Genomic DNA, 23,660 nt, shown 5'->3' with positions numbered 1-23,660 from the left:
TTTCTTTACACTGCGTTGCATCGATTAATAACTACGAGAGAAAACGATGAAGCATTTCAGAATTTCTTTCCTCGTCAGCTTTATCTGCCTTGCGGTGGCTGGCTGGTGGGGCTATGCGCTGGCAGGGTGGGGCGGTGCGCTGTCCGCCTTTGGTATCGCGCTGATCCTGGCAGCCATGGAAGTCTCGCTGTCCTTCGATAACGCAGTGGTCAATGCCTCGGTATTGAAAAACTGGAACGAGTACTGGCAGAAGCTGTTCCTTGGCGTCGGCATCATCATCGCGGTGTTCGGTATGCGCTTGATCTTCCCGCTGGTGATTGTAGCGGTGGCCGCTGACATCAGCATCATGGATGTGTGGACGCTGGCCTTGAATGATCCGAAAACGTATTCGATGCACCTGACGAATCACCACGCTGAAGTGGCGGCATTCGGCGGCATGTTCCTGCTGCTAGTGTTCCTGAACTTCCTGCTGGACCACGAGAAGGAAACCCACTGGCTGGGCAACTTCGAGAAGAAACTGGGCTCGCTGGGCAAGATGTCCTCGATCTCCGTGATGATCGCGCTGGGCGTGCTGCTGGGCTGTATGGGCCTGGTCAGCGAAGGCCAGAAGCTGGTGGTGCTGATCTCGGGTCTGTGGGGCATTCTGATCTACGTCGGTGTTGACGGTATCAGCAGCCTGCTGGAGAAGGAAGAAGAAGGCGGCGGCAACGTCGGCGACATGGTCAAGAAGGGCGGTATTGGCGGCTTCCTGTATTTGGAAGTGCTGGATGCCTCGTTCAGTTTCGATGGTGTGATTGGCGCGTTTGCGATTACCACGGACGTTGTGATCATCATGCTGGGCCTGGCGATTGGCGCGATGTTTGTCCGCTCGATGACGATTTATCTGGTGAAGAAGGGCACGCTCGACCAGTTCCTGTACTTGGAACACGGCGCCCACTACGCGATCGGTATTCTGGCCGCGATCATGTTGGCGAGTATGAAGTACCACGTGCCTGAGATCTTCACTGGCTTGATTGGTGTGGCGTTTATCGGAGCGTCGGTGTGGTCGTCCATACGCCACCGCCGCAAGCAGGAAGCCACGGCTGCTATCGCAGCAGCGTAAAGAATCCGGCGGGCCGTTTTATACGGACAACGGCTCGCCGCCTGGTAGTACCCAAAGTCCGGTTTTCATTTAAGGAGTATCAAAAATGGCAATCAGTCTGCAAAAAGGCGGCAACGTCAATCTGAGCAAAGAAGCACCTGGCCTGACCAAGATCGTGGTCGGCCTGGGTTGGGATGTGCGTGCAACCGACGGTAACGCTTTCGACCTGGATGGCTCGGCCTTCCTGTTGAAAGTGGACGGCAAGGTCCGCACCGACAGTGACTTCATCTTCTACAACAACCTGAAATCGACCGACCAGTCGGTGGCCCACTCGGGTGACAACCGTACCGGCGACGGCGATGGCGACGACGAAACCGTCACCATCGACCTGACCAAGGTGCCGGCCGATGTGGAGCGTATCGCGATCTGCGCCACCATCCACGAAGGCGATGCACGCCGCCAGAACTTTGGCATGGTGCAGAAGGCTTTCATCCGCACGGTGAATGCTGGCAGTAATGCGGAAATCGCCCGCTACGACCTGTCGGAAGACAGTTCGACCGAGTCGGCCATGATCTTCGGCGAGGTATATCGCAACGGTGGCGATTGGAAGTTCAAGGCGGTCGGCCAGGGCTTTAAAGGCGGTCTCGGTCCCCTGGCCGGTTCGTTCGGCGTAGGCGTTTAATCATTCAGGAAAGGACTCGCAATCATGCCTGTATTTACGATCACTGGTGACGTCGATCCATTCCTGCATGTGTCGATGCGCCAGGGAGAAAAAATCTACTGCGAATCGGACGCGATGGTGATGATGGAATCGGCGCTCGACTTGAAGGGCAAGATCACTGGCGGCATCGGTGCGGCGATCATGCGCCGCTTCGCCAACGGCGAGTCCTTCTTCCAGCAGCATATCGAGGCGGTGCGTGGCGGTGGCGATTGTCTGCTGGCGCCGACCCTGCCGGGTGCAATGCAGGTGCTGGATGTCGGCAACCAGCAGTACATGCTGAGTGACGGCGCGTTTGTCGCCGCCACTTCCGGCGTGGAACTCAAGGTGCGTACGCAAAGCCTGGGCAATGCCCTGTTCGCGCAGAGCGGCGGCTTTTTCATCACCGAGACCAGCGGCGTCGGTCAGGTGGCGGTGTCCGGTTTCGGCGGCATCTCGCAGCTCGAGGTGGAGCCGGGGCGCGACATCATTATCGATAACTCGCATGTGGTGGCTTGGGATAGCGCTTTGCGCTACGAGATCTCGGTCACCACCGGCGGCAATAGCGGATTCCTCAGCAATCTGGTGAACAGCCAGACCAGCGGCGAGGGCATGGTGCTGCGATTTTCGGGCAAAGGCAAGGTGTTGATTTGCTCGCGTAACAGCACTTCGTTCCAGGCCTGGCTGCTGCGTCAATCCGCGCAATAAGGAGTAACTATGTCAGTCAATTTGAGCAAGGGCCAGAAGATCTCTCTGGAGAAGGAAGCTGGCGGCGCATTGGGCCGCGTGACGATGGGCCTGGGCTGGGATGCCATCAAGTCCAAGGGTTTCCTGGGTTTTGGCGCCAAGACCGAAGCGGTCGATCTGGATGCGTCCTGTGTGATGTTTGATGAGGGCCATCGTCCGGTGGACGTGATCTTCTTCCGTCAGCTGAAGAGCAAGGATGGCAGCATCGTGCACACGGGCGACAACCGCACCGGCGCTGGCGATGGCGACGATGAGCAGATCAATGTCGATCTGAACGCCGTACCTTCGAGCGTCAAGAGCCTGGTGTTCACGGTGAACAGCTTTACCGGCCAGACGTTTGCGCAGGTGGAGAACGCGTACTGCCGTCTGCTGGACGCGGCGAATGGCCGCGAAGTGGCGCGTTTCAATCTGTCGGTGCAAGGTCCGCACTCGGCGCAGATCATGGCCAAGGTCTACCGCCACAACGGCGAATGGAAGATGCACGCCATCGGCGAGAACGGCAATGGCCGCACCTTTGATGATCTGCTGCCGCAGATTGCGACCCACTTATAAGATTTTCGGCTGTGTGTCTTTAACGGAGTACTGTACCGGCAGTGCTCCGTTTTTTTTCGCCCGATTGTAGTACCTCAATACGGCGCGTTATGGCGCCGACGTAGACTGCGTGAATGACCAACGCACGCTACGATCTTCCCTGGAAACTCGCATTGACGCATGCTTTTCGTGCTTTCATGCGTTTCTTTTTTTACGGCTTATACAAAGAAATCGACTGGTCGGCGCGGCCACGCTTCTGCGACAAAGAATTGGCTGGAATCGGCTTTGGTGATGTACCTGATGGTATGGTGGCGGACAAGCTAGTGGAACTGCGACTGCATGATGGGCGTTTTCAGTGGGTGCTGGTCCACATAGAGGTTCAGGCTCAGCGCCTAGATCACGCTTGCGCATCTTCGCACACAGCAGGCACATCATAATCCAGATGAACTCTATGCCGCCAAGTGGCAGTTGACACGACTACTGTTCCAGCATGGTTGGCGCAAACGGCGCATAATTGTTTTGTTCAAAGTGATCAACTGGATGATGGCTTTGCCAGAGCCGTATCAGAAGCGCTACTGGCAGGCTGTTCTCAAGCTGGAAAAGGAGCGCAAAGTGGAATGGATCACGCCATTGGAGCAGTCCTTCATAGACAAGGGGCGCCAGGAAGGCGAACAGAAGGGGCGACAGAAAGGACTGCAAGAAGGACTGGAACAGGGCCGCAAGGAGGGGGCGGTCGCGCTGCTGGCGCGTCAGCTTATTCAGCGCTTTGGTCCACTGCCGCGCAGCGCCCTGAACAAGCTGGCCAGTGCTGACCTGGCCCAGCTGGAAATCTGGAGTGATGCGCTGCCAGCGGCGCAATCGTTGAAGCGCCTGCTGGGCAGCGGTTGAAGTGCTTTAGAACGAGTGGCGGATGCCGAGACTCAGCATCGTGGTGCGTGCGTCGATGTTTTGGCCGGCGCCAGAGAACAGCGGCACTTCCTGCGTCCCCAGCGGAATCAGGATCGCTGCCGGACCACCAGCCAGTGGCAGCGGCGTTGCGCTGCTCACCACCACGTTACCGCGCTTATCCTTGATGCCGCCGAAGCGCGTATAGATCGCCGTGCGTTTGGAGAAGTTATAGTCCACGCCCAGCATCACGCCGCGATCCTTGCCCCGGGTGTAGTTGGTGAATTTGGAATCGAGGAAGATCGCCGTCAGGTCAAACGCGCCAACCGGATGTTTGACGGTGGCTGACCAGGTACGCACTTCAGGATCGGTATTCCCGCGCAGGGTGAACTGGGCATTGTGGCCAGCGACAGCCACCGTGGTGCCGGCGCCCGGGAAGGTGTATTTGGCCGAGACCATGTAGGACGTGAAGTGTTCGCCGTAGAACAGCGGCACCAGCGTGGAGCCGGACACCACGCCAATCGGCACGTTGTCGAAGTTGTTGCGATGGTAGGAGCCCAGTGCTGTCAGGTTCTCGGTGCGGTAGGCCAGCATGGCGCCGGTGGTTTTACCGCGGCCGCTCGGCGTTTCGCTGCCGGCGGTCGCACCGCCGACAATCTGGCCTGTACCCGGCGTTGCCACTGGCGTCGACGATGTCGCGATCGAGCGCGCGGCGCTGATGCCGGTGCCGATACCGGAGTTGGTGGCATACGACAGGATCGCCGTCCATGGTCCCTGTTTGAGCGCATAGCTGATCTGGTTATCCTGCCAGGTCTGCACGGTGTTGACCACCAGGCCAGCGCCGAAGAAGTCCGTGCTGCCCAACGCTTCTGGCGTCACCAGATAGTAGGCGATCAGCATTGGGCTGGCCTGGCGGCCGATTTTGATTTCGCCGCCTGGCGTAGTCAGGCCGACATATGCCTGGCGGCCGAACAGCCGGCCATCGTTGGCAGTGCTGCCGTTATCGATGGTGACGCCGCCTTCCAGCACGAACAGGCCGCGGTAGCCGCCCCCCAGATCTTCCACCCCTTTAAAGCCGATATTGCTCTGACGCGTATGCGATGGACTGATGCGCGTGGCGACACTGGCTGGAGCGGCGATGCTGTTGGGGACTGGGGTAGAACCACTGACGCCGAATACGGTGCCCTGGACATTGCCTTGGCCTTTATCGATACGGTCCCAGCCCACATCAAGGGTGCCGTACATGGTGACTGAGGATTGCGCGGCGGCTTGGCCGGCAAACAGGGCGAGTGCGGACATGCATGCTGCGTAAGCGGCATTTCTCTTCATGAGTGGTTCTCCTGTCGTTGTTTATGCTTGTAGTACGACTCTATAGCAGAGTTGAGGAATTGGCACGTGTGTTCTTCTTTTAACGTGCATTGATCGTGGCATTAAAAACACACTAAACGATATGAACGATTACTTCGCCTTTGCAAGCGAGCGTGCGGAAAAAATTGTGCAGCGCGGCTAAAATGGCGCATTCACGCAATCAGGATGCGATATGCAGAGCAGCACGCAGTCGCCGGTGAACAGCAGGTGGATCGCCTTGCTGGTCGCTGGCGCATTCTTTATGGAGAATCTGGACGGCACGGTCATCACAACCGCCGTGCCGGACATCGCCCACGCGTTTGGTGTGGCGCCGCTGGCCTTGAATATCGGCGTCAGCGCATACCTGCTGACGCTGGGCGTATTCATTCCGATCAGCGGCTGGGTGGCGGAGCGCTTGGGCGCGCGCCGCGTATTCGCTGCGGCGCTGGCGATCTTCACGCTGGCTTCAGTGCTGTGCGGGATGGCGGACACGCTCACGGAATTCGTCTGGCTGCGCGTGCTGCAAGGCGCCGGTGGTGCGATGATGGTGCCGGTCGGCCGCCTGTTGGTGCTCAATAACACGCCCAAGGAAAAACTCATCGCAGTCATCGCCACGCTCACCTGGCCGGCGCTGGTGGCGCCGGTGCTGGGGCCGCCGGTGGGGGGCTTCATCACCAGCTATGCGAGCTGGCGCTGGATCTTTTATCTGAACCTGCCGCTGGGCGTGCTGGCACTGGCGGCAGCGTGGTGGCTGATCCCGGACACCCGCGCTGCCGGCAAGCGGCCGTTTGACTGGCCGGGTTTTCTGCTGAGCGGCAGCGCCTTGTTCCTGCTGACCTGGGGCGCGGAAGTGATCGGCGGCCAGCATCCCGACTGGCGCGAGGCAGGCGGCTGCCTGCTGATGGGCGTATTGCTGCTCATCGCGCTGGGCTGGCACTTGAAACGTGCCGCGCATCCGCTCATCGACTTGTCTTCGTTTGCGATTCCCACGTTCTCCATCACGATCATCGGCGGCTCGTTGTTCCGCATGGCGATAGGCGCTGTGCCTTTCCTGCTGCCGCTGATGTTCCAGCTGGGTTTTGGCCTGGACGCCTTCCATTCCGGCCTGCTGGTGATTGCCGTCTTTGCCGGCAATCTGATGATGAAGCCCGCCACCACGCCGGTCCTGCGCCGCTTCGGCTTCAAGCCGGTGATCCTGGTGAACGGCCTGACCAATGTGAGCGCGCTGGCCGCTTGCGCATGGCTGACGCCAGCCACGCCGGTGTGGCTGATCGCGGCCGTGCTGTTTGTCGGCGGCCTGACGCGCTCCATGCAATTCAGTGCGCTCAACACGATCGCGTTTGCCGATGTGCCGCAGGCGCGCATGGCAGCGGCCAATACCTTGTTCAGTACCGCCTTCCAGGTCGCGCTGGGATTGGGCGTGGCGCTGGGGGCGACGGGCGTGCGGGTCGGGCACTGGAGCGCGCAGCAGCTGGGCATCGCCGGCTGGCCTGCCATCGATTACCGGCTGGCCTTTCTGCTGGTGGCGCTGGTCAGTTTGCTGGGCCTGGCGGATGCGCTGCGGCTGGCGCCGGACGCCGGCGAGCAAGTTGCAAGGGGCGCAGGCCGGTAAAGCGTTATAATGTTTCCATGGAAAAACTAAGAGACTTCTCGCAGATCGTCGCGCAGGCTGCGCGTGGCGAGCTGGTCCTCCCGACCAGCGTGAATGCGGCCTTGCGCCTGCAGCTGGCGCTGGCCGATCCTGATTGCGAGATGGACGACGTGATCCGCAAGGTGCTGGGCGAGCCCTTGCTGGCCGCGCGCACCGTGGCGCTGGCCAATGCGGCCGTGTTCAACCGCAGCGGCGCGCCGGTCACCAGCGTGCGCGCGGCAGTGCAGCGCGTGGGGTATCGCAATCTGTACACCATGGCTGCGGCGATGGTGGTGCGCCAGTTCGGCGCCCGCATCCGCGACGACAAGCTGCGCGCGCAGGCGGATCTGCTGTGGCGCCACACGGCCCACGTGGCGGCGCTGGCGCATGTGGTAGGCCGCAAGCTGACCGCCACTGATCCCGATACGGCGCTGTTTGCCGGCATTGTGCATGAGGCCGGCGGTTTCTACCTGCTGTCGCGCGCCGACGAGATTCCCGGCCTGCTGGACGATCCGGCCGAGTGGATGGGCGCAGCGCAGGAGATCATCTCGCGCGAGATCATGAAAAAGATGGCGATACCGGAGCCGGTCGCCCAGGCCATCGTGTCGCTGCGCGGCGCCACGCTGACGCCACCGCCGCTGGGCCTGCGCGATACGCTGCTGATCGCCAAGCGCCTGGCGCCGGTACGTTCACAGTTCACGGCGGGCCAGGACAGTCCATCGCTGGCGGGCTTTGTCGACGACAACGCCTTGCTCGACCAGATCCTGCTGGAATCCTCCGACGAAGCCGCCTCCATGAGCGCAGCGCTACTAGTTTAAGTTTTCGCCTCTAAATTGTGGCGAAAATGATGTTGAAGATACAATTTGGTCCGAAACTCTGGCAATATGCGCAGCGCGGTACACATCAATGCGTGTATCCTAATAGTCGTCATACAACAGTAAAACAGCCATGAATCAGACCGTATCAGTATCCGCCGCGCCTGCCGCGCCAGCCCTTGTGCCTAAAAAGAAGCATCGCAACCTCGCCCAGGGCGTGGTGGAGAGCTTCACTTCCAGCATCCAGGCCGGCACGCTGAAGCCGGGCGAAAAGCTGCCGACCGAGTCCGTCATCATGGAAATGCACGGCGTCAGCCGCACCGTGGTGCGCGAGGCCATCTCGCATCTGCAGGCCGCCGGCCTGGTGCAAACCCGCCACGGCATCGGCACCTTTGTGCTGGAGCCGCAGCCGGCCAACCTGTTCTCGTCCGATACCATCCGCACCATCGGCGATGTACTGGCCATCCTGGAACTGCGTATCAGCCTGGAGACGGAAGCCGCCTGGCTGGCCGCCACGCGCCGTACGGAAGAGCAGGTGCAGCAGATGGAAGCGGCATTGAAGCGGATCGTCACGTCGCAAAACCGCGCCGGGGCAGTGGAGTCGGATAAGGCCTTTCACCTGCTGATCGCACAGGCTACTGGCAACCGTTACTTTGTCGATATCCTGAGCGACCTTGGCAACACCATCATTCCGCGGGCCCGTCTGGACTCGGCACAGCTGACGCATGACGATCCGGTGGCCTACCAGGAGCGCGTCAACCGCGAGCACGACGACATCTACAACGCCATCCTGCGCAAGGATGCGGAAGCGGCGCGCGCCGCCATGCGTACCCACTTGAGCAACAGCCGCGAGCGCCTTCGTCGCGCCCAGCAGGAAGCCGGCAACGCCTGATCCCTTTCACTTGCCGAGGTAGCGGTTTGACGGTTTTCGTTAAATCGCTTGCATCCTTACAGATCTAGTTGTACGATGTCATACAACGCGACACGGAATGGGTCGCCTTCATCCTCACCAGACGTCAATATTGGAGACTGTAATGCAACCGAATGACCTGAAAAAAATCCTTTCCTCCGGCCTGCTGTCGTTCCCGGTCACCGACTTTGACGCCGAAGGCAACTTCCGCAAGTCGACCTACATTGAACGTCTGGAATGGCTGGCTCCCTACGGCGCCAGCGCGCTGTTCGCCGCCGGCGGTACTGGCGAGTTCTTCTCGCTGACCCCGCAGGAGTTCCCGGAAATCATCAAGACCGCAGTGGACACCTGCCGTGGCCAGGTGCCGATTCTGGCTGGCGTTGGCGGCCCGACCCGTGTCGCTGCCGCGTACGCCAAGGAAGCCGAGAAGGCCGGCGCACAAGGCCTGCTGCTGCTGCCGCACTACCTGACCGAAGCCTCGCAGGATGGCCTGATCGAACACGTGGCGGAAGTCTGCAAAGCCACCAGCCTGGGCGTGGTGGTGTACAACCGCGCCAACTGCCGCCTGAGCCCAACCTCGCTGGCGATCCTGGCCGACCGTTGCCCGAACCTCATCGGCTTCAAGGACGGCATCGGTGACATCGAACTGATGGTGTCGATCTGGCGCAAGATGGGCGACCGCTTCAGCTACCTGGGCGGCCTGCCAACTGCGGAAGTGTATGCCGCTGCCTACAAGGCGCTGGGCACGCCGGTGTACTCGTCGGCCGTGTTCAACTTCATGCCGAAACTGGCGATGGATTTTTACCACGCTGTGGCGTCGGACAACAAAGCGGAACAAAACCGCATGCTGGACGAATTCTTCCTGCCGTACCTGGAAATCCGCAATCGCAAGGCCGGTTATGCCGTTTCCATCGTAAAAGCTGGTGCAAAACTCGCAGGCCACGATGCAGGCCCGGTCCGTGCGCCGCTGACCGATCTGAACGGCGAAGAAATCGAGATGCTGCATAAGCTGATGCTGAAGCAAGGCGCCCAGTAATCCGCTAAGCTTACGGAAAAATCAAATCAAAGCGCGGCTACGACCGCGCTTTTCATACATAAGGAGTCAACATGCAAGTAGTAGGCGAAATGATCATCGGCCGCAATGCAGTCCTGGGTAAGGAAGGCACGATGAAAGCCATCGACCCATCGCGTAACGCGGAAATCGAACCGGCGTTCGGCCTGGCCAGTGCCGCCGACCTGCAACGCGCCTGCGAACTGGCAGATGCCGCTTTCGATGCGTACCGCGCCACCGGTCTGGAAGCGCGCGCAAAATTCCTGGAAACCATCGCTGACCGCATCATGGATCTGGGTCCCGCCCTGATCGAGCGCGCCATGCAGGAAACCGGCCTGCCGCAAGCGCGCCTGGAAGGCGAGCGTGGCCGCACCTGCAACCAGCTGCGCCTGTTCGCCAAGGTGGTGCGCGATGGCCGCTTTCAATCCGCGACGCTGGATAGCGCGTTGCCTGACCGCGCACCGGCGCCACGCCCGGACCTGCGCCTGCGTAAAATCGGCCTTGGCCCGGTCGCAGTGTTCGGCGCGTCGAACTTCCCGCTGGCGTTCTCGGTGGCGGGCGGCGATACCGCGTCGGCACTGGCAGCCGGTTGCCCGGTCGTGGTGAAAGCTCACTCGGCGCACTTGGGCACGTCGGAACTGGTCGGCAAGGCTGTCGCCCAAGCCGCTGCTGAATGCAATATGCCGGAAGGCGTGTTCTCCATGCTGATCGGTTCGGGCCAGACCATCGGCCAGAACCTGGTGGCGCATCCGACGATCAAAGCCGTTGGCTTCACCGGCTCGCGCGCTGGCGGTATCGCACTCATGAAAACCGCCGCCGCACGTAAGGAACCTATCCCTGTGTACGCAGAAATGAGCTCGATCAATCCTGTGTTCCTGCTGCCAGGCGCACTGGATAACGCCAAGCTGCCGCAGGCGTTTGCCGATTCGCTGACGCTGGGCTCCGGCCAGTTCTGCACCAACCCGGGCCTGCTGATCGGCCTGAAGTCGGACAAGCTGCAAGCCTTCGTCGATGGCGCCGCCGGCACCATCGGCGCCAAGCCTGCGACCACCATGCTGACCCCTGGCATTCATAAGGCGTACACCAGCGGCGTGAAAGGCCTGGCGGGCGTGGACGGCGTGCAGCAGGTTGCGGCCGGCCAGACCAATGATCTGCCATGCGGCGCGCAAGCGTTCCTGTACCAGGTGGAAGCCAAGCGCTTCCTGAGCGACGCTGCGCTGGAAGGCGAAATCTTTGGCCCAGCCTCGCTGCTGGTGGTCGCTGATAACGAGGAAGAGCTGCTGGCGGTGGCGGAACACGTGGAAGGCCAGTTGACCGCCGCCGTGCACGCAACCGCTGACGACAAGGCGCTGGCGGCCAGGCTGCTGCCGGTGCTGGAACGTAAGGTTGGCCGCATCCTGTTCAATGGCTTTGGCACTGGGGTTGAGGTGTCGCACGCCATGGTGCATGGCGGTCCGTTCCCATCGACCTCGGACAGCCGTACGACGTCGGTAGGCGCATCGGCCATCGACCGCTTCCTGCGTCCGGTGTGCTATCAGGACGTGCCTGCGTACCTGCTGCCCGAAGCGCTGGCGGACAATAATCCGCAGCAGATTCCCCGTGTGGTCAACGGCGATCTGGTATGGAACGCGTAAGCGGCGTTAGCTGCACGGTGGGCGAAAGCCCCACCTGGAATGCGGCCGAAGGCGCCTGGTACTGGGTGGATATTCCGGCCAGGCGCGTATGGCGCATGGATGGCGCCAGCGGCGCCGCCCGCTCCTGGGACAACGCCGAGATGGTCGCCTGCGTGGCGGCCAAGGCCGGCGGTGGACTGATTGCGGGCATGGAGACGGGCATCTTCAGCCTGGAACTGGGCGCGGAGCCAGCCGCCAGGGCGATCAAGCTGGCGACGCCGGTTTCCGGCCTGGGCGAAGGCATGCGCTTCAACGATGGCCGTTGCGATCGTCAAGGTCGCTTCTGGAGCGGCACCATGTTCATGGACATGGGCGCCGCCCGGCCAGTGGGACAGTTGTTCCGCTACGATGCGGCGCGCGGTATTTCGGCGCCGTTTGTGTCGGAGCTGATTACGCAGAACGGCACGGCGTTTTCGCCGGATGGCCGCACCATGTATCTGTCAGACTCGCATCCCACGCGTCGCATGGTGTGGGCGTTCGACTATGACATCGACGACGGCGTGCCAGGCAATCGCCGCGTGTTTGCCGACATGACGTCCTATGCGGGCCGTCCTGACGGCGCGGCGGTGGATGCCGATGGCTGCTACTGGATCTGCGGGAACGATGGCGGCTGTGTGCTGCGCTTTACGCCGGACGGCAAGCTGGATCGCCGTATCGATGTGCCGATGCTGAAGCCGTCCATGTGTGCCTTCGGCGGCAAGGATCTGGAGACGCTGCTGGTCACCTCCATCGTCTCCGGCAAGCCGGAAGACGCGGAGTGGGGCGGCGCGGTCGTGATGCTGCGCCCTGGAGTGAAGGGCGTCGCTGAAACCTTGTTTGGTGCATGACGATGGGGCGGATACTGACACGGTGTCTGCCCTTTTTGTTTGCGGCCTTGCTGGCCGCCTGAGGCCCCGCGCCAGTCGCGCGTCAGTCCTTGATGCGCTTCAGCACCATCTTGAACTGGGTGATCCATTTGTCCTTGACGTACATTTCGCTAAAGGCTTCGTAGGAGTCGGTGGCGATGGTCCACTGCCCGCGATAGGGCAGCACCATGGCGCCGTTGATGTATTTCGCCTCGGGGAATTCGAGACCGTTGGCGGATGGTTTCATGGTGCCGTGACTGAAGCCGCCGCTATTTTCAACATACAGATAGGCGACGACCTTGGCCGCTGAGTCGTAGTAGTACAGCGTCTCGCCAACATAGTCCGGCTTGCCCGGTGTCCGCACGGTGTGGACATCGCGTAGCGCGTGTCCGTCCAGCGCCCACTGGAAGCAATGCTCGTCCGTCTGCTTCCCGTCCGGGAACTCTCCCTTCCAGCAATGACCTGCCAGAAAAGCCATCGGCTTCAAAGCCTCGGCAGGTGCCGCCTGCGCGATGGCGGCGGATGATAGCAACAGCAGTGGGAGCAGTGGACGCATGGCAGGCCTCTTGACGTTATCCGGCCCAAGTATATGCCAATGCCCCCGCGCTGCGGTTGCGGCGATGCGACGCCTGTCAGGCCGAAAGGGTCGTGTTATGCACCTTGTCGCCAATGGTCACATTCTTCAACGTCAGGCCTTTGACGTTGTACAGATACCATGGCGCTTCCGTGTTCACAGGTGTGCCGAAATCACAATCGGCGATGGTGACGTCAGTGACCGGGAACACCGGCGGCATTGGCTGCGGCCCGTTGTAGTCCGACGCCACCGGCCCCAGAATCACAATCGCCTGGAAGCAGGAAGCGGTCTTGCCATCCTTGGTCACGTTGCCGGCCTTGATGTTGGAGATGTGGATATTGCTCACCACCGGCGGCCGAATACGCACGTTGTCGCTGATCGGCGTGTAGTCGCAATCAAAGGTAACGATGGCGCCCGCTGCGGTAGCCACGGTCTTCGATTGAATCGGCGAACCAGGCAGGGAAGCATAGAACGAGGGCGAGATCTGTACGCCGTTCGGCACCGTGCAATCGCGGACGTAGAAGTTGCGCAGATAACCGCCACGGTTCATATTGGTCTTCATGCGAATGGCCGTGTTGAGCGGGTTGGTTTTCCAGTTCGCGTTTTCAAACACCAGCTTCTGTGCGAAGACGTTCTGGATGCCGCCAGCCATCTCGCTACCGAGCGTCACGCCGCCATGACCGCTGTGCATGATGCAGTTCTGGATAACGATGTTCTGCGAAGGGCCATACTGCGTATCCTGGTCCTTGCCCGCTTTGATGGCGATGCAATCGTCGCCGGTGTCGAAGGTGCAGCCATCCACCAGCACATGGTCGCATGCTTCAGGATCGAAGCCGTCGCTGTTAGGGCCGTGGCTATGGGCGTACACATTGCGGATGACGATGTTACGGCAGTGGACAGGGTGGTGCTGCCAGAACGGCGTGTTCTGTACCTTGTAGCCCTGCAGCAGAACGTTGGTGCAGCTGATGAACTGGATCATCGGCGCGCGCAGGTAGTGACCGGCGCCGAATATGCGCTTCGACAGTGGCACGCCGGCTTCGGACAAGGCCGGCAAATACTGCGCGTCGGCGCGCCACTTACTGCCTTCACCCTGAATCAGCTGGCGCTCTTCTTCCGTCAGTGCTGGCGCCACGCTGGCCAGCGAGGTGGCATTGATCGGGTTCTCGGTGTTCTCCGACATCTTGCCGGCTTTGAAGTTGGGCGTGGTGCCCTGGCCGATGGAGTTGATGGTTTTCTGTTTGCCTTTCCAGGTCCACCAGCAATCGCCGGCGTCGTTGAACGGCACGCCGCCCTGGCCGTCGAGGATCGCGGTCCAGTCGTCGCCAGTCAAAGCGATGTTGTCCTGGCCGTAGGCGTAGATCATCGGCGAGTAGTTGAGGCAGTCGTTGCTCTGCCAGCGCGAAATCGTCAGCCTGCCGTTCTTGCCGCAATCGATGTCGCCGTACTTTGCGAAGTCGGCAGGATTGTGGCTGAAGTAGACGTGCGCGCCTTTGGCCAGGTGAACGTTCACGTTCGACAGCAGCACGATAGGGCCGGCGCAGTACCAGTCGCCAGCAGGAATCAGTACGCGGCCACCACCTGCCTTGTGGCAGGCATGGATCGCGGCTTTGATGGCGGCGTAGCAGTCGGGTGAGCCTGGGGCTGGTGTGTTCAGGCTGTCCTGATCCTCATGCGAGATCCATGCTGTGACCTTGGTTAGCTTGCACGGCCTGGCGCCGTAGGCAGTGATGTTGAAGTCCTGTTTGCGGAAGTGCAGCGGCCTGGAGACGTAATCGACAATCGCCTGTGCTTGCAGCCATGGATCGGGCGCGGTAGCCGCAACGGCGGGAAGGCTGAACGACATGCCCGCAGCTGGCAGGGCTTTCATCAGATTGCGGCGCTGGGTGTTGATGGTCATGCTGTGATCCTTATTCATCCGAATTATTGAATTCACCGAGGAAGATGTCGGCTGGTGCCGCTGGTTTGCTGTAGCCCAGATCTTTCACCGGATCGATGCCAGCCTTTATCAGGTTATTCCAGTGATCGTCCGAGTTGTATTGGACCGGACGATAGGAGATCGTGCCTTTTTTGTTCCAGTCGGACCAAGGTTGCTGCTTGTTGATGTGAGCCCCGATACGCGAATTCAGGACCACCATTTTGCCGACCGCTTCCAGCGAGATGCGGGCCACGGTACCTACTGGCGCTTTGTAGCCGTTGCTTGGGCCGTAGGTGCAGCGGTAGCCCTCCAGTGGCAACGGTGCGTACGGGGTACAGCGCGAGCTGTGGAACCATTGACGCAGCAGGTAGAAGTTGTCGCTGCGTTTTCCTTCATGGGTGAAGCGGACGCTGTCGAAGACGAAGCCGTATTTGGTGTTCAGGTGGGTATCAGGAGCGGCCACGTAGGAGACGCCACGGTCGCCCAGCGTACGGATCTCGCTCTGATAGAAATAAGCCGTGCTGTCGCCGAAGATGAAATCGACATCGCCCTCAATGTAGGACTTGTTGAAGAAGCTGCGCACGGTGCTGCCGATTTGCGGCGACTTCAGATAGAGCGTGTCCTGGAAGCCGAGCAGGCGAATGTTTTCGAATTGCGCCTTGTCCGCACCATCCACTTGCAGCGCGAGGGCCTGGTGGTGGATGTTGTTGATGTTCGGGAGCGCTTCAGCGCGGGCATTGCCGGTGTCCTTGTTGTAGCCGTTTTCAAAAGTCAGGTTGCGCGCCTGGAAACCGCTGTTCCTGATCCAGACGGTGGCGGTACCGAAGGTGCCGATCTGCTCGCGGGCGTTGACGCCGGCGTACATGGCTTGAATCTCGGCCGGGGCATTTGCGAACTGCGCGCCATGTGCTGCGTCATATGCGGCGCCGGTCATGGAGGCTTCCAGTTTTGCGGTGATACGGGTAGACGCTGGCTCTTTGCCTTCGCCGTATAGCGTGATGGGAGCGGCGGAAGCGGGGATGTAGACCAGTTCCGGATACACGCCTGGCTTCAACAGTACATAGAGGCGCTCGGCCGGCTTCACGGCGCTGTCGATGATCGCACGGTTGATGGCTTCCTGGACGGTGTTGAAACTCCGCTTGCCATCGGCGGGAGCATTCTTATCGACGATGTAGTCGGGCGTGAATGACGCGCCTTTTGCCAGCGGATCGGACAGTGGATCCCAAGGGTCGACAGTTTCTTTGCCGGCGATGCCGACGTACTTCAGCACTTCGCTGTAGGCATACTGCCTGGCTTGTTCCTGCGTCAGCTGTGGGCGCGTGCTGGGCGCGGCCTCGGGGAAGGCGATAAAACGGCAGGTGCCGCTGCCGATGCTGCCGATGGCATCGCCGGACAGGTTGGCGAATTCAATCTTGCGTTCTGCCTTGCCAGCGATGCTGACGTTGCGCAGTGTCGCCTGCACCGGGCGCTGTTCGTCATAACCTTGCACGATAACGCGGCCAGGCGTGACGCTATGCACATCGTCAAAATGGATGTTGGTGTAGACGGGAACTTGCGCGCCGTCGGCTTTCTTGTTGTAGCTGGTGCTGATGTCGATGGGCGCTTTTACATCGCGCAGACAGATGTTGCGGTAGTTGACCTGATCGACCACACCGCCGCGCGAGACGTCGCTCTTGATGCGCAGGCCGGACGTGGTGCCATCCATGGTCAGATCCTCCACCAGCACGCGCCGCACGCCGCCATTGGTTTCGCTGCCGATGGACATGCCATGGCCGCTGTAGAAGTGGTTGTGCAAGACCGAGATATTTTCCGTGCCGCCGTTGTTGCCTGCTTTGATGGCGACGTTGTCGTCGCCAGTGCGGATATAGCTATGGGCGATGGTGATATTGCGCGAAGAGATGGGATCGATGCCGTCGGTGTTGCGCGCCGTGGCTGGCGTATTAATGCGTACGCCCCAAGCCGTGAAGCCATCTACTTTGTTCAGCGTTACGTGAAAGTTGGGCGAATTGCGTAGCGTGATGTTGTGCAGGGTGATGTCCTGCGAGTTGGTCACTTCGAGCAGGCGTGGAACGTTCTGGCGGGCGTCCTCTTTCTGCGCGCGGCGGGCAAGCTGCCACCAGGATTCTGAGCCGCCATCAACCACGCGGCCACCCTGGCCATCAATAGCGCCCGGGCCGTAGATGCCGCTGGAGCTGGCGTTGTCGATGGTGATGAAGGGCTTGCAGCCGCGGCCTTGCTGGTCGATGGTGCCGCAGGTATTGGCGCCGCGGTCATACAGTTTTGGATTGGCGCTGGCTTGCAGGACGGCGTTGGCGTCAATGATGAGACTTACGCCGCTGCGCAGTTTCAATGGGCCGGTAGTGAAGACGCCGGACAGGCGCACGGCGCGGCCAGCGGGGCACTGGTCAATCGCGGACTGGATGCGCGCGGTATCATCGCCGCCTGGCTCCGTGGCGGTCAGCTGGATGCAAGACGGTGGCGCGACCGGCTCCGTGACCTTGCGTGAGTCCTGCGCGCAGGCTGGCGCGGTGCATAGCGCGGAGAGCAATGCTGCGGTGATGATTATCGCCGCATGGTGTCGAGCTGCAGGCGTTGCGCTCCTTGTCACTGCTCGTTCTCCGGTTTGAACTGGTCGGACGTTTCGGGGATGGCGCGCTTGACCTCTTCCATCACCATGCGCGAGAAATAGGCTGCACCTTTGACCCCGAGGTGAGTGCGGTCAAAAGCTGTCCTGGCGGCGCCCGCAACCTCCACTTTGCCGGCGGCTGGGGTGTCGTAATCGGCTGGGCGCGGCACCATGGCCAGCGTGTCCGCTTCATCCTGACCCATGGGCTGAACGGCTGCATAGCTTTCTGCATTCAGATCCAGCAGCGGCGTTTTTTGCGCGTTGGCGGTGGCGCGAATTACGTCGGCCCACGGCGCCAGGTTGTTCTCCAAAATGCCGTCCTTGAAGGTTCGGCGGGTCAATGGCGTCAACAGCACCGGTATGCCGCCGAGTGCTTTCACTTCCTGCGCATAGCGTGCCATATTGACGGGGAATTCGGTTTTCAGGTCGGTAGATCGGCCTGGCTTGCCCGGCTGATCGTTATGGCCGAACTGGATCAGCACGTAGGTTGTACGGTAGGCAGCTGCACCGCGCAGCAAGCCTTCCACTTCGTCCCAGCGGCCTTCGGCGCGGAAGCTGCCGGAACTACGGCCACCCTTGGCCAGGTTGATGCAAGTATTGGCATGGTTCACACGCGCGCAGAATGCATCGCCGTAGCCGCTGCTACTGGCCATGGTGGAATCGCCAACCAGAATAAAACGTATAGGCTTGTCGGCGGCGTGAGCCGCGCTGGCGAGCAGGGTGGCAGCGGCGAGAGACGTAATGAGGTGTTTCATATGTTGTCCGGATAAAAAAGGGCGCCGGCCGTGATCGCGGTCCGGCGCCCAATGCTCAGGCGGAGAGGTTCAATTTATGCGACCAGGTTTCCATCAGAAGTTGTAGGTTGCACGGACGTTGTATGCGCGGCCGATAGGGCTGGCTGCGCTGCTCAGGTAACCGTAGGTGTACAAGCTGCTGTTGGTGGCTGGCGGCGGTACGTTGAACAGATTGGTGATGCCGCCGGTCAGCTGAATGTTCTTGAAGCCGTTGTACGTGGTCGTGAAGTTCCATACCTTGTACGAGTTGATGTTACGCCAGTATGGCTTGGCCACCAGATTCTGGTCGGTGTACTTCGAGTTGTAGTTCTGGGTCAGTTGCGTGTTCCAGTTGCCGGTCGCCCAGTTCAGCTTCAGCGTGTGCTTCCAGCGATAGGTGATGATCGGGAAGCTGGACGTGGTGCCGTTGCTGGCCAGGCCAAACTGGCCGATATTCGACGCGAACGGGCTGCCGTCATACAGCTGGTTGTCGAACTGGGTCAGGTAGGTGCCATCCAGCGCAACCTTGAATTCGCCGTATGGCGTTTTCGGGAAGGTGTACGAACCCGAAACGTCCACACCTGCTGCACGCTGGCCGCCCAGGTTCATCGTGGTGTTGTTGATGTAGTTGATAGTGCCATCGGCATTGCGCACGAAGTACGATGCATACTTCACCGGATCCAGGAAGTAGACCTGTTCTGGCAAGTTGGCCAGCATATTGGTCATCTTGATGTTCCAGTAGTCGAACGACACCATCGCATTCTTCACCGGTTCCATTACCACACCCAGCGTGTAGCCCTTCGACTTCTCTGGTACCAGGCTGGCGTTGGAGCCGGTCTGTTTAGGCAAGGTGGTGTTGCAGACGGTTGACGCGACAAGGCCAGGCAGCGCGGTGCCGGTGCCAGCCACGCCTGGCGTACCACCAGGGCACAGTACCGGATCATCCCACTTCGCTGCCGTGGTGGTGGTGGCGCCTGGCAGACGGTAGCCGTAGCGGTCGAACAGGGTCGGTGCACGGAAGCCGGTATTGGCCGAGCCACGGAACATCAAGGTCTTGGATGGCTCCCAGCGGAAACTGAGCTTGGGATTGACGGTGGTGCCGAAGTCGCTGAATTTGTCGGCACGCACGGCGCCGTTCAGTTCCAGCGTTTTGGTGACAGGCGCGTTCACCTCGGCAAACAGCGCAGCGACATTGCGCGCGCCTTCACCATGCGCCGGCGAGGCGTTGGCGTAAGTGACCTCGCCGCCGATTGGCAGTTTGGTGTCTTCGGTGGTGTCGCGATGGAAGTCGGCACCCAGTGCCAGTGCCAGCGAACCGCCTTGCAGGTCCATCAGCGCGCGGCTGGCGGTAACGTCGACACCGGTGAAGGTCGATTTGGAGGTGCGGTTTTTGGCGCCGTCGACGCTGATGGTAGCCAGGTAGGCTTTGCCGTCCGCATCCTGCAGGCCGAATGGATTCAGCTTGCCGTTCTTCAGGCCGTCCAGAAGGCCCTGGCCTTTGACATAGCCCGAGTAGTAGTAGTTGTCGCGCTGAGACACACCGATGACCAGGCCAGCCTTGTAGTCCCAGCCTGCGATCACGCCTTCGTCGCTGATGGCCAGGCGCTGGTTGAGCTGCACGTCTTTGGTGGTGGCCAGACCCAGATCGGCCACGGCCCAGGTCAGGGTCAACGGAGCATTGTTCAGGCCTGCCACTGCGGGCACGCCACCGCTGCCGCCCGGGTACCATTTGCTGGTCGATGGCAGAATCGCTGCCACGCCGTTGACGTTGACGGCGTTGGTCGGGTTCTTGGTGCCGAGGATGAACTCTTCACCACGCGAATAGTCGACGGTGACGATATGGTCATCGCTGATTTTCTTGGCGCCGCGTGCGTAGAAGGTAACCTGCTGGTTGGCATACAGCGCGGTGCCGTATTCATTGTTATCCAGGACGCAGGTATTTTTCTGGCCGGTGATCGAGTACGGCGCCAGGCAGCCCTTGGTGCCGTAGGGGTTCTGCGCGGTCTTGTTGGTTGGCGTGGTGAAGTTGGCCGGTGTGGCATTGCCGCCGGTGCCCAGCGTCGGTGCGCGACCCAGTGCGGTCAGCTGATCGGCGGAACTCAGATAGGCGCGGTCCGATTGTGCCAGGCGCGTACGCTGGTGCGCGTCGATGGTGGCGTAGAAGCTCCAGCCATCGCGTTCCAGGTTACCCTTGCCCCAGGTGGCGCTCAGACGCTGTTCATCGCCACCGCCTTTTTTCTCAGGCTGCACGGCTTGCGCAGTAATCGATGCGCCTTCGGACGATGTCTTGGTGATGAAGTTGACCACGCCGCCGATGGCATCCGAGCCGTAGATCGAGGAGGCGCCGTCGCGCAGGATCTCGATACGCGCTATCGCGCTGATCGGAATGACATCGAGATTGGCGTAGCCGTCGGCGATTGCTTCATTGGCCAGGCGGCGGCCGTTCAGCAGCACCAGGGTGCGGTTCACACCCAGGCCGCGCAGGTTGATGTTGGTACCGGAGCCGGCGTTGGAAGGCGCCAGCGATGCCGACTGCGGCAGCGCCATCATGACGTCTGCCAGCGTGGTCATGCCTTGCTTGACCAGGTCTTCTGCTTTAATGGTGCTGACCGGCAGAGAAGCTTCGCTGGCCACGCGCTTGATGCTGGAGCCGGTGACTTCGATACGGGTCATGTTTGCATCGTCGCTGGCGGTTTGTGCTGCGGCCTGATTGGCCAGCGTGAGCACGGCCAGGCTAATGGCGGTGAGCAGCAGGCGTGGCTGGGCGTAACGGTTCTGGACCGAGTGCGCGGACTTCATGATGTTGTCTCCTTCGTCTCTTGAATAAAGTTATACGCCGCGTTGGAAACGCTTGCGTGAGTGGAGTACCTCGCGTACTCCGTGCCGCTGAGACGAGGACCGCTGCGCTGAAAGCGCAGGCCGGACGAGGTCAAGCCGGTCATAACTTGATTACTTTATGCGCGGTCCGGCATCGAGGCCGGACCTGCGTTTGCTACAGATGCTGCTTATCCTCGCGAGAATGTACGGGTCACGCGTTCAAGGTGGGCGCGCATGGCTTTGCGCGCCGCCGCCGGATCGTGGGCGGCAATCGCCTCCAGGATGCGGCGGTGGTCCTTCAGCGTTTCCTGACGCAGTTCTTCGGTCTGGAAGTGTTCCTTGAGCTTGTGCCACAGGCGGCCGCGCTGATCCCACAGGTAGTTCAGCGATCCGACCAGCGCGCTATTGCCGGTGGCGCGCGCGATGGCCAGGTGGAAGTTGCGGTCGGCCTGTTCATTGCTCGAATAATTGGCGTGGTGTTTTTCCATCTCTTCCACCGCCTTGAGGATGGCGTCGATGGCGCTGTCGGTTGCTACCCGTGCGGCGATCGCGGCGATCTCCGATTCGATCAGGCGGCGTGCGGACAGCACTTCAAATGGACCTGGGCCTGCTTCCGGCAGGTCGGTTTCCGCAGGTTCCGGCAGTTCGCTGACGTAGACGCCGGAGCCGCCGCGCACTTCGATCACGCCACCCAGTTCCAATGCGATCAGTGCTTCGCGCAGGGAAGCGCGGCTGACACTGAGCTTGGTGGCGAGGTCGCGCTCGGACGGCAGGCGCTCGCCGGCGGCGATGTTTTCGTTGCGGATCAATTCCTGAATGCGGTCCGCCACCACGCGGTACAGGCGCGGTTCGTGCGTATTGCCATCAGCAGGAAGTGCAGTCTTTTTCAACATTGATGTCTCGTCTATATCGGTGGCTTATTGAATTGCCATCTGGTCAGGCCATTCTAAGGTGGTCAGACCAAATACGCAATGTGGACTAGCCAAATTAATTTTTAACTGGCATACTGAATTCATGGAGCAGCCATCTTCAGCCCCTGTTTACAGGGCTAAACCCTGGCTAACCATGGGGGTTTCAGAGTGTAGCATGCAGGCCACAGATCGAGCTGGCCAACCAATAACAGAAGTGGTCAGGCCACTTTGCGAGACTAAAAAACAACGTAGGAAAGCCAGATGACGACATCGCCGAGCGCCAATACGCCGCGCTACATCCTCATGCACGACAACGATAACGTTGCGATTGTCGTCAACGACGGCGGCTTGCCTGCCGGCGCTGTTTTCGCCAACGGTCTGACGCTGCTGGAAGCGGTCCCGCAAGGTCACAAGGTGGGCCTGCGCGATCTGGCCAAGGGCGATGATGTGGTCCGCTACAACGTGACCATTGGCTTTGCGGCCAAGGACCTGCCGGCGGGCAGCTGGCTGGCCGAGCACAATGTCGAGATGCCGGCGGCGCGCGAGCTGACCGGCCTGCCGATTTCCACGCGCGTGCCGCCGGCGATGGAACCGCTGGAAGGCTATAGCTTCGAGGGCTACCGCAATCCGGATGGCAGCGTCGGTACGCGCAACATCCTGGCGATTACCACCACCGTGCAATGCGTATCGGGCGTGGTGGATTTTGCGGTGGAGCGCATCAGGAACGAACTGCTGCCGAAGTATCCCAACGTTGATGACGTGGTAGGGCTGGAGCACACCTATGGCTGCGGCGTGGCGATTGATGCGCCGGGCGCCAACATCCCGATTCGCACCATCCGCAATATCGCGCTCAATCCCAATTTCGGCGGGCAGGCGATGGTGGTCAGCCTGGGTTGCGAGAAGCTGCAGCCAACGCGCCTTTTCCCCAAAGGTTCGATCCCGATCCAGAACGCGGGCGGCGCCGACCCTGGCCTGGTCTGTTTGCAGGATGCGCAGCATGTGGGCTTCATGTCGATGATTGACTCGATCATGAAGCAGGCGGAAATCAATCTGGCGGAGCTGAACAAGCGTCAACGCGAAACCGTGCCTGCATCGGAGCTGGTGGTCGGCGTGCAGTGCGGCGGCAGCGATGCGTTTTCCGGCGTGACCGCCAATCCGGCAGTGGGCTTTGCTACCGACCTGCTGGTGCGCGCAGGCGCCACCGTGATGTTCTCGGAAGTGACGGAAGTCCGCGACGGCATCGATCAGCTGACGTCGCGCGCCACCACGCCGGATGTGGCGGAAGCCATGATCCGCGAGATGGACTGGTACGACAATTACCTGAAAAGCGGCGGCGCGGACCGCAGCGCCAACACCACGCCGGGCAACAAGAAGGGCGGCTTGTCCAACATCGTCGAGAAGGCGATGGGTTCTATTGTCAAATCGGGCAGCGCACCGATCTCCGGCGTGCTGTCGCCCGGCGACAAGCTGACACAGAAAGGCCTGATCTACGCCGCCACGCCAGCCAGCGATTTCATTTGCGGCACGCTGCAACTGGCGGCGGGCATGAACCTGCACATTTTTACCACGGGCCGCGGTACGCCGTATGGCCTGGCTGAAGTGCCGGTGATTAAAGTCGCCACGCGCAATGATCTGGCCAGGCGCTGGCACGATCTGATGGACATTAACGCCGGCCGCATCGCCAGCGGCGAAGCCACCATCGCGGAAGTAGGGTGGGAGATGTTTCAGCTGATGCTGGACGTCGCCAGCGGCCGCGAAACCTGGGCGGAAAAATGGAAACTGCATAACGCACTGGTGCTGTTCAACCCGGCCCCAGTGACCTGATTAAAAAC

Annotated in this window: 20 protein-coding genes; 13 read left to right on the top strand and 7 right to left on the bottom strand. The window is 60.8% G+C overall.

All coding sequences use genetic code 11. The annotated features are described in order from the left end of the window. The first annotated feature begins 46 nt into the window (after positions 1 to 46). The 6 genes from GTP58_RS21390 (at position 47) to GTP58_RS21365 (ending at position 3,944) form a co-directional block, all read left to right on the top strand. The gene (locus tag GTP58_RS21390) at positions 47 to 1,102 is read left to right on the top strand and encodes a DUF475 domain-containing protein (protein WP_161079159.1); all 1,056 of its coding nucleotides are present in this window, start codon (positions 47 to 49) and stop codon (positions 1,100 to 1,102) included. 85 nt (positions 1,103 to 1,187) lie between these two features. Further along, positions 1,188 to 1,763, top strand: coding sequence for a TerD family protein (locus GTP58_RS21385; RefSeq protein WP_072785339.1), 576 nt, complete (start codon positions 1,188 to 1,190; stop codon positions 1,761 to 1,763). Between the two features lie 24 nt (positions 1,764 to 1,787). Beyond that, positions 1,788 to 2,486 (top strand): TIGR00266 family protein, encoded by a 699-nt coding sequence (locus GTP58_RS21380; protein ID WP_161079158.1) that lies wholly within the window; start codon positions 1,788 to 1,790, stop codon positions 2,484 to 2,486. Between the two features lie 9 nt (positions 2,487 to 2,495). Then, positions 2,496 to 3,077, top strand: a complete 582-nt coding sequence (locus GTP58_RS21375) for a TerD family protein (protein ID WP_072785335.1) — start codon at positions 2,496 to 2,498, stop codon at positions 3,075 to 3,077. A gap of 113 nt (positions 3,078 to 3,190) precedes the next feature. Next, a complete protein-coding gene (locus GTP58_RS21370) occupies positions 3,191 to 3,493 on the top strand; it encodes a hypothetical protein (protein ID WP_161079157.1) in 303 nt (100 codons plus the stop codon). A gap of 103 nt (positions 3,494 to 3,596) precedes the next feature. After that, positions 3,597 to 3,944 (top strand): DUF4351 domain-containing protein, encoded by a 348-nt coding sequence (locus GTP58_RS21365; protein ID WP_161079156.1) that lies wholly within the window; start codon positions 3,597 to 3,599, stop codon positions 3,942 to 3,944. Positions 3,945 to 3,950: 6 nt separating this feature from the next. Here the strand turns inward: GTP58_RS21365 and GTP58_RS21360 are convergent, their stop codons facing one another. Further along, on the bottom strand, positions 3,951 to 5,240 hold the full coding sequence (locus GTP58_RS21360; RefSeq protein ID WP_229215684.1) for a porin: 1,290 nt from the start codon (positions 5,238 to 5,240) through the stop codon (positions 3,951 to 3,953). A 241-nt stretch (positions 5,241 to 5,481) separates the two neighbouring features. Here GTP58_RS21360 and GTP58_RS21355 point away from each other — a divergent pair, with 241 nt between their 5' ends. The 6 genes from GTP58_RS21355 to GTP58_RS21330 all read left to right on the top strand — a co-directional run bounded on the left by GTP58_RS21355 (position 5,482) and on the right by GTP58_RS21330 (position 12,194). Continuing rightward, on the top strand, positions 5,482 to 6,900 hold the full coding sequence (locus GTP58_RS21355; protein WP_161079155.1) for an MFS transporter: 1,419 nt from the start codon (positions 5,482 to 5,484) through the stop codon (positions 6,898 to 6,900). Between the two features lie 17 nt (positions 6,901 to 6,917). Continuing rightward, complete coding sequence (locus GTP58_RS21350) at positions 6,918 to 7,736, top strand: HDOD domain-containing protein (protein ID WP_161079154.1); 819 nt, start codon at positions 6,918 to 6,920, stop codon at positions 7,734 to 7,736. Between the two features lie 130 nt (positions 7,737 to 7,866). Continuing rightward, positions 7,867 to 8,625 carry a FadR/GntR family transcriptional regulator gene (locus tag GTP58_RS21345; RefSeq protein ID WP_072785327.1) on the top strand — a complete coding sequence of 253 codons (759 nt, stop codon included), beginning with the start codon at positions 7,867 to 7,869 and terminating at the stop codon, positions 8,623 to 8,625. 142 nt (positions 8,626 to 8,767) lie between these two features. Further along, positions 8,768 to 9,679: a 5-dehydro-4-deoxyglucarate dehydratase gene (kdgD, locus tag GTP58_RS21340; RefSeq protein WP_072785324.1), complete on the top strand. Its 912-nt coding sequence runs from the start codon at positions 8,768 to 8,770 to the stop codon at positions 9,677 to 9,679. Positions 9,680 to 9,750: 71 nt separating this feature from the next. Continuing rightward, entirely contained in the window at positions 9,751 to 11,328 is a 1,578-nt protein-coding gene (locus GTP58_RS21335; RefSeq protein ID WP_161079153.1) for an aldehyde dehydrogenase (NADP(+)), read from the top strand. Further along, complete coding sequence (locus GTP58_RS21330; protein ID WP_161079152.1) at positions 11,316 to 12,194, top strand: SMP-30/gluconolactonase/LRE family protein; 879 nt, start codon at positions 11,316 to 11,318, stop codon at positions 12,192 to 12,194. The genes GTP58_RS21335 and GTP58_RS21330 overlap by 13 nt, the downstream gene beginning before the upstream one ends. An 82-nt stretch (positions 12,195 to 12,276) precedes the next feature. Here GTP58_RS21330 and GTP58_RS21325 read toward each other — a convergent pair whose 3' ends face one another. The 6 genes from GTP58_RS21325 to GTP58_RS21300 form a co-directional block, all read right to left on the bottom strand. Beyond that, positions 12,277 to 12,768 carry a hypothetical protein gene (locus tag GTP58_RS21325; RefSeq protein WP_161079151.1) on the bottom strand — a complete coding sequence of 164 codons (492 nt, stop codon included), beginning with the start codon at positions 12,766 to 12,768 and terminating at the stop codon, positions 12,277 to 12,279. 76 nt (positions 12,769 to 12,844) lie between these two features. Beyond that, positions 12,845 to 14,683 carry a glycoside hydrolase family 28 protein gene (locus GTP58_RS21320; RefSeq protein ID WP_161079150.1) on the bottom strand — a complete coding sequence of 613 codons (1,839 nt, stop codon included), beginning with the start codon at positions 14,681 to 14,683 and terminating at the stop codon, positions 12,845 to 12,847. Positions 14,684 to 14,693: 10 nt separating this feature from the next. Beyond that, positions 14,694 to 17,309 (bottom strand): pectinesterase family protein, encoded by a 2,616-nt coding sequence (locus GTP58_RS21315; RefSeq protein WP_373924765.1) that lies wholly within the window; start codon positions 17,307 to 17,309, stop codon positions 14,694 to 14,696. Continuing rightward, a complete protein-coding gene (locus GTP58_RS21310; RefSeq protein ID WP_161079149.1) occupies positions 17,306 to 18,082 on the bottom strand; it encodes a rhamnogalacturonan acetylesterase in 777 nt (258 codons plus the stop codon). Before GTP58_RS21310 ends, GTP58_RS21315 begins: the two co-directional genes overlap by 4 nt. Positions 18,083 to 18,175: 93 nt before the next feature. Then, a complete protein-coding gene (locus tag GTP58_RS21305) occupies positions 18,176 to 20,899 on the bottom strand; it encodes a TonB-dependent siderophore receptor (RefSeq protein ID WP_202413805.1) in 2,724 nt (907 codons plus the stop codon). Between the two features lie 206 nt (positions 20,900 to 21,105). Then, positions 21,106 to 21,810, bottom strand: a complete 705-nt coding sequence (locus tag GTP58_RS21300) for a FadR/GntR family transcriptional regulator (RefSeq protein WP_161079148.1) — start codon at positions 21,808 to 21,810, stop codon at positions 21,106 to 21,108. Positions 21,811 to 22,089: 279 nt separating this feature from the next. Here GTP58_RS21300 and garD point away from each other — a divergent pair, with 279 nt between their 5' ends. After that, positions 22,090 to 23,652 carry a galactarate dehydratase gene (gene garD / locus GTP58_RS21295; protein WP_161079147.1) on the top strand — a complete coding sequence of 521 codons (1,563 nt, stop codon included), beginning with the start codon at positions 22,090 to 22,092 and terminating at the stop codon, positions 23,650 to 23,652. The last annotated feature ends 8 nt before the right edge of the window (positions 23,653 to 23,660 follow it).

The sequence above is a fragment of the Duganella sp. CY15W genome, from assembly GCF_009857555.1.
GTDB classification, from domain to species: Bacteria; Pseudomonadota; Gammaproteobacteria; order Burkholderiales; family Burkholderiaceae_D; genus Rugamonas; species Rugamonas sacchari.
The sequence above is the reverse complement of the archived record's forward strand: the minus strand, read 5'-3'. Positions and strand labels throughout refer to the sequence as shown.

Excerpts from the sequence above, each read along its gene's own strand:
- GTP58_RS21390 (WP_161079159.1), top strand. The coding sequence starts at position 47 with ATGAAGCATTTCAGAATTTCTTTCCTCGTCAGCTTTATCTGCCTTGCG.
- GTP58_RS21385 (WP_072785339.1), top strand. The coding sequence starts at position 1,188 with ATGGCAATCAGTCTGCAAAAAGGCGGCAACGTCAATCTGAGCAAAGAA.
- GTP58_RS21380 (WP_161079158.1), top strand. The coding sequence starts at position 1,788 with ATGCCTGTATTTACGATCACTGGTGACGTCGATCCATTCCTGCATGTG.
- GTP58_RS21375 (WP_072785335.1), top strand. The coding sequence starts at position 2,496 with ATGTCAGTCAATTTGAGCAAGGGCCAGAAGATCTCTCTGGAGAAGGAA.
- GTP58_RS21370 (WP_161079157.1), top strand. The coding sequence starts at position 3,191 with ATGACCAACGCACGCTACGATCTTCCCTGGAAACTCGCATTGACGCAT.
- GTP58_RS21365 (WP_161079156.1), top strand. The coding sequence starts at position 3,597 with ATGATGGCTTTGCCAGAGCCGTATCAGAAGCGCTACTGGCAGGCTGTT.
- GTP58_RS21360 (WP_229215684.1), bottom strand. The coding sequence starts at position 5,240 with ATGTCCGCACTCGCCCTGTTTGCCGGCCAAGCCGCCGCGCAATCCTCA.
- GTP58_RS21355 (WP_161079155.1), top strand. The coding sequence starts at position 5,482 with ATGCAGAGCAGCACGCAGTCGCCGGTGAACAGCAGGTGGATCGCCTTG.
- GTP58_RS21350 (WP_161079154.1), top strand. The coding sequence starts at position 6,918 with ATGGAAAAACTAAGAGACTTCTCGCAGATCGTCGCGCAGGCTGCGCGT.
- GTP58_RS21345 (WP_072785327.1), top strand. The coding sequence starts at position 7,867 with ATGAATCAGACCGTATCAGTATCCGCCGCGCCTGCCGCGCCAGCCCTT.
- kdgD (WP_072785324.1), top strand. The coding sequence starts at position 8,768 with ATGCAACCGAATGACCTGAAAAAAATCCTTTCCTCCGGCCTGCTGTCG.
- GTP58_RS21335 (WP_161079153.1), top strand. The coding sequence starts at position 9,751 with ATGCAAGTAGTAGGCGAAATGATCATCGGCCGCAATGCAGTCCTGGGT.
- GTP58_RS21330 (WP_161079152.1), top strand. The coding sequence starts at position 11,316 with ATGGAACGCGTAAGCGGCGTTAGCTGCACGGTGGGCGAAAGCCCCACC.
- GTP58_RS21325 (WP_161079151.1), bottom strand. The coding sequence starts at position 12,768 with ATGCGTCCACTGCTCCCACTGCTGTTGCTATCATCCGCCGCCATCGCG.
- GTP58_RS21320 (WP_161079150.1), bottom strand. The coding sequence starts at position 14,683 with ATGACCATCAACACCCAGCGCCGCAATCTGATGAAAGCCCTGCCAGCT.
- GTP58_RS21310 (WP_161079149.1), bottom strand. The coding sequence starts at position 18,082 with ATGAAACACCTCATTACGTCTCTCGCCGCTGCCACCCTGCTCGCCAGC.
- GTP58_RS21305 (WP_202413805.1), bottom strand. The coding sequence starts at position 20,899 with ATGAAGTCCGCGCACTCGGTCCAGAACCGTTACGCCCAGCCACGCCTG.
- GTP58_RS21300 (WP_161079148.1), bottom strand. The coding sequence starts at position 21,810 with ATGTTGAAAAAGACTGCACTTCCTGCTGATGGCAATACGCACGAACCG.
- garD (WP_161079147.1), top strand. The coding sequence starts at position 22,090 with ATGACGACATCGCCGAGCGCCAATACGCCGCGCTACATCCTCATGCAC.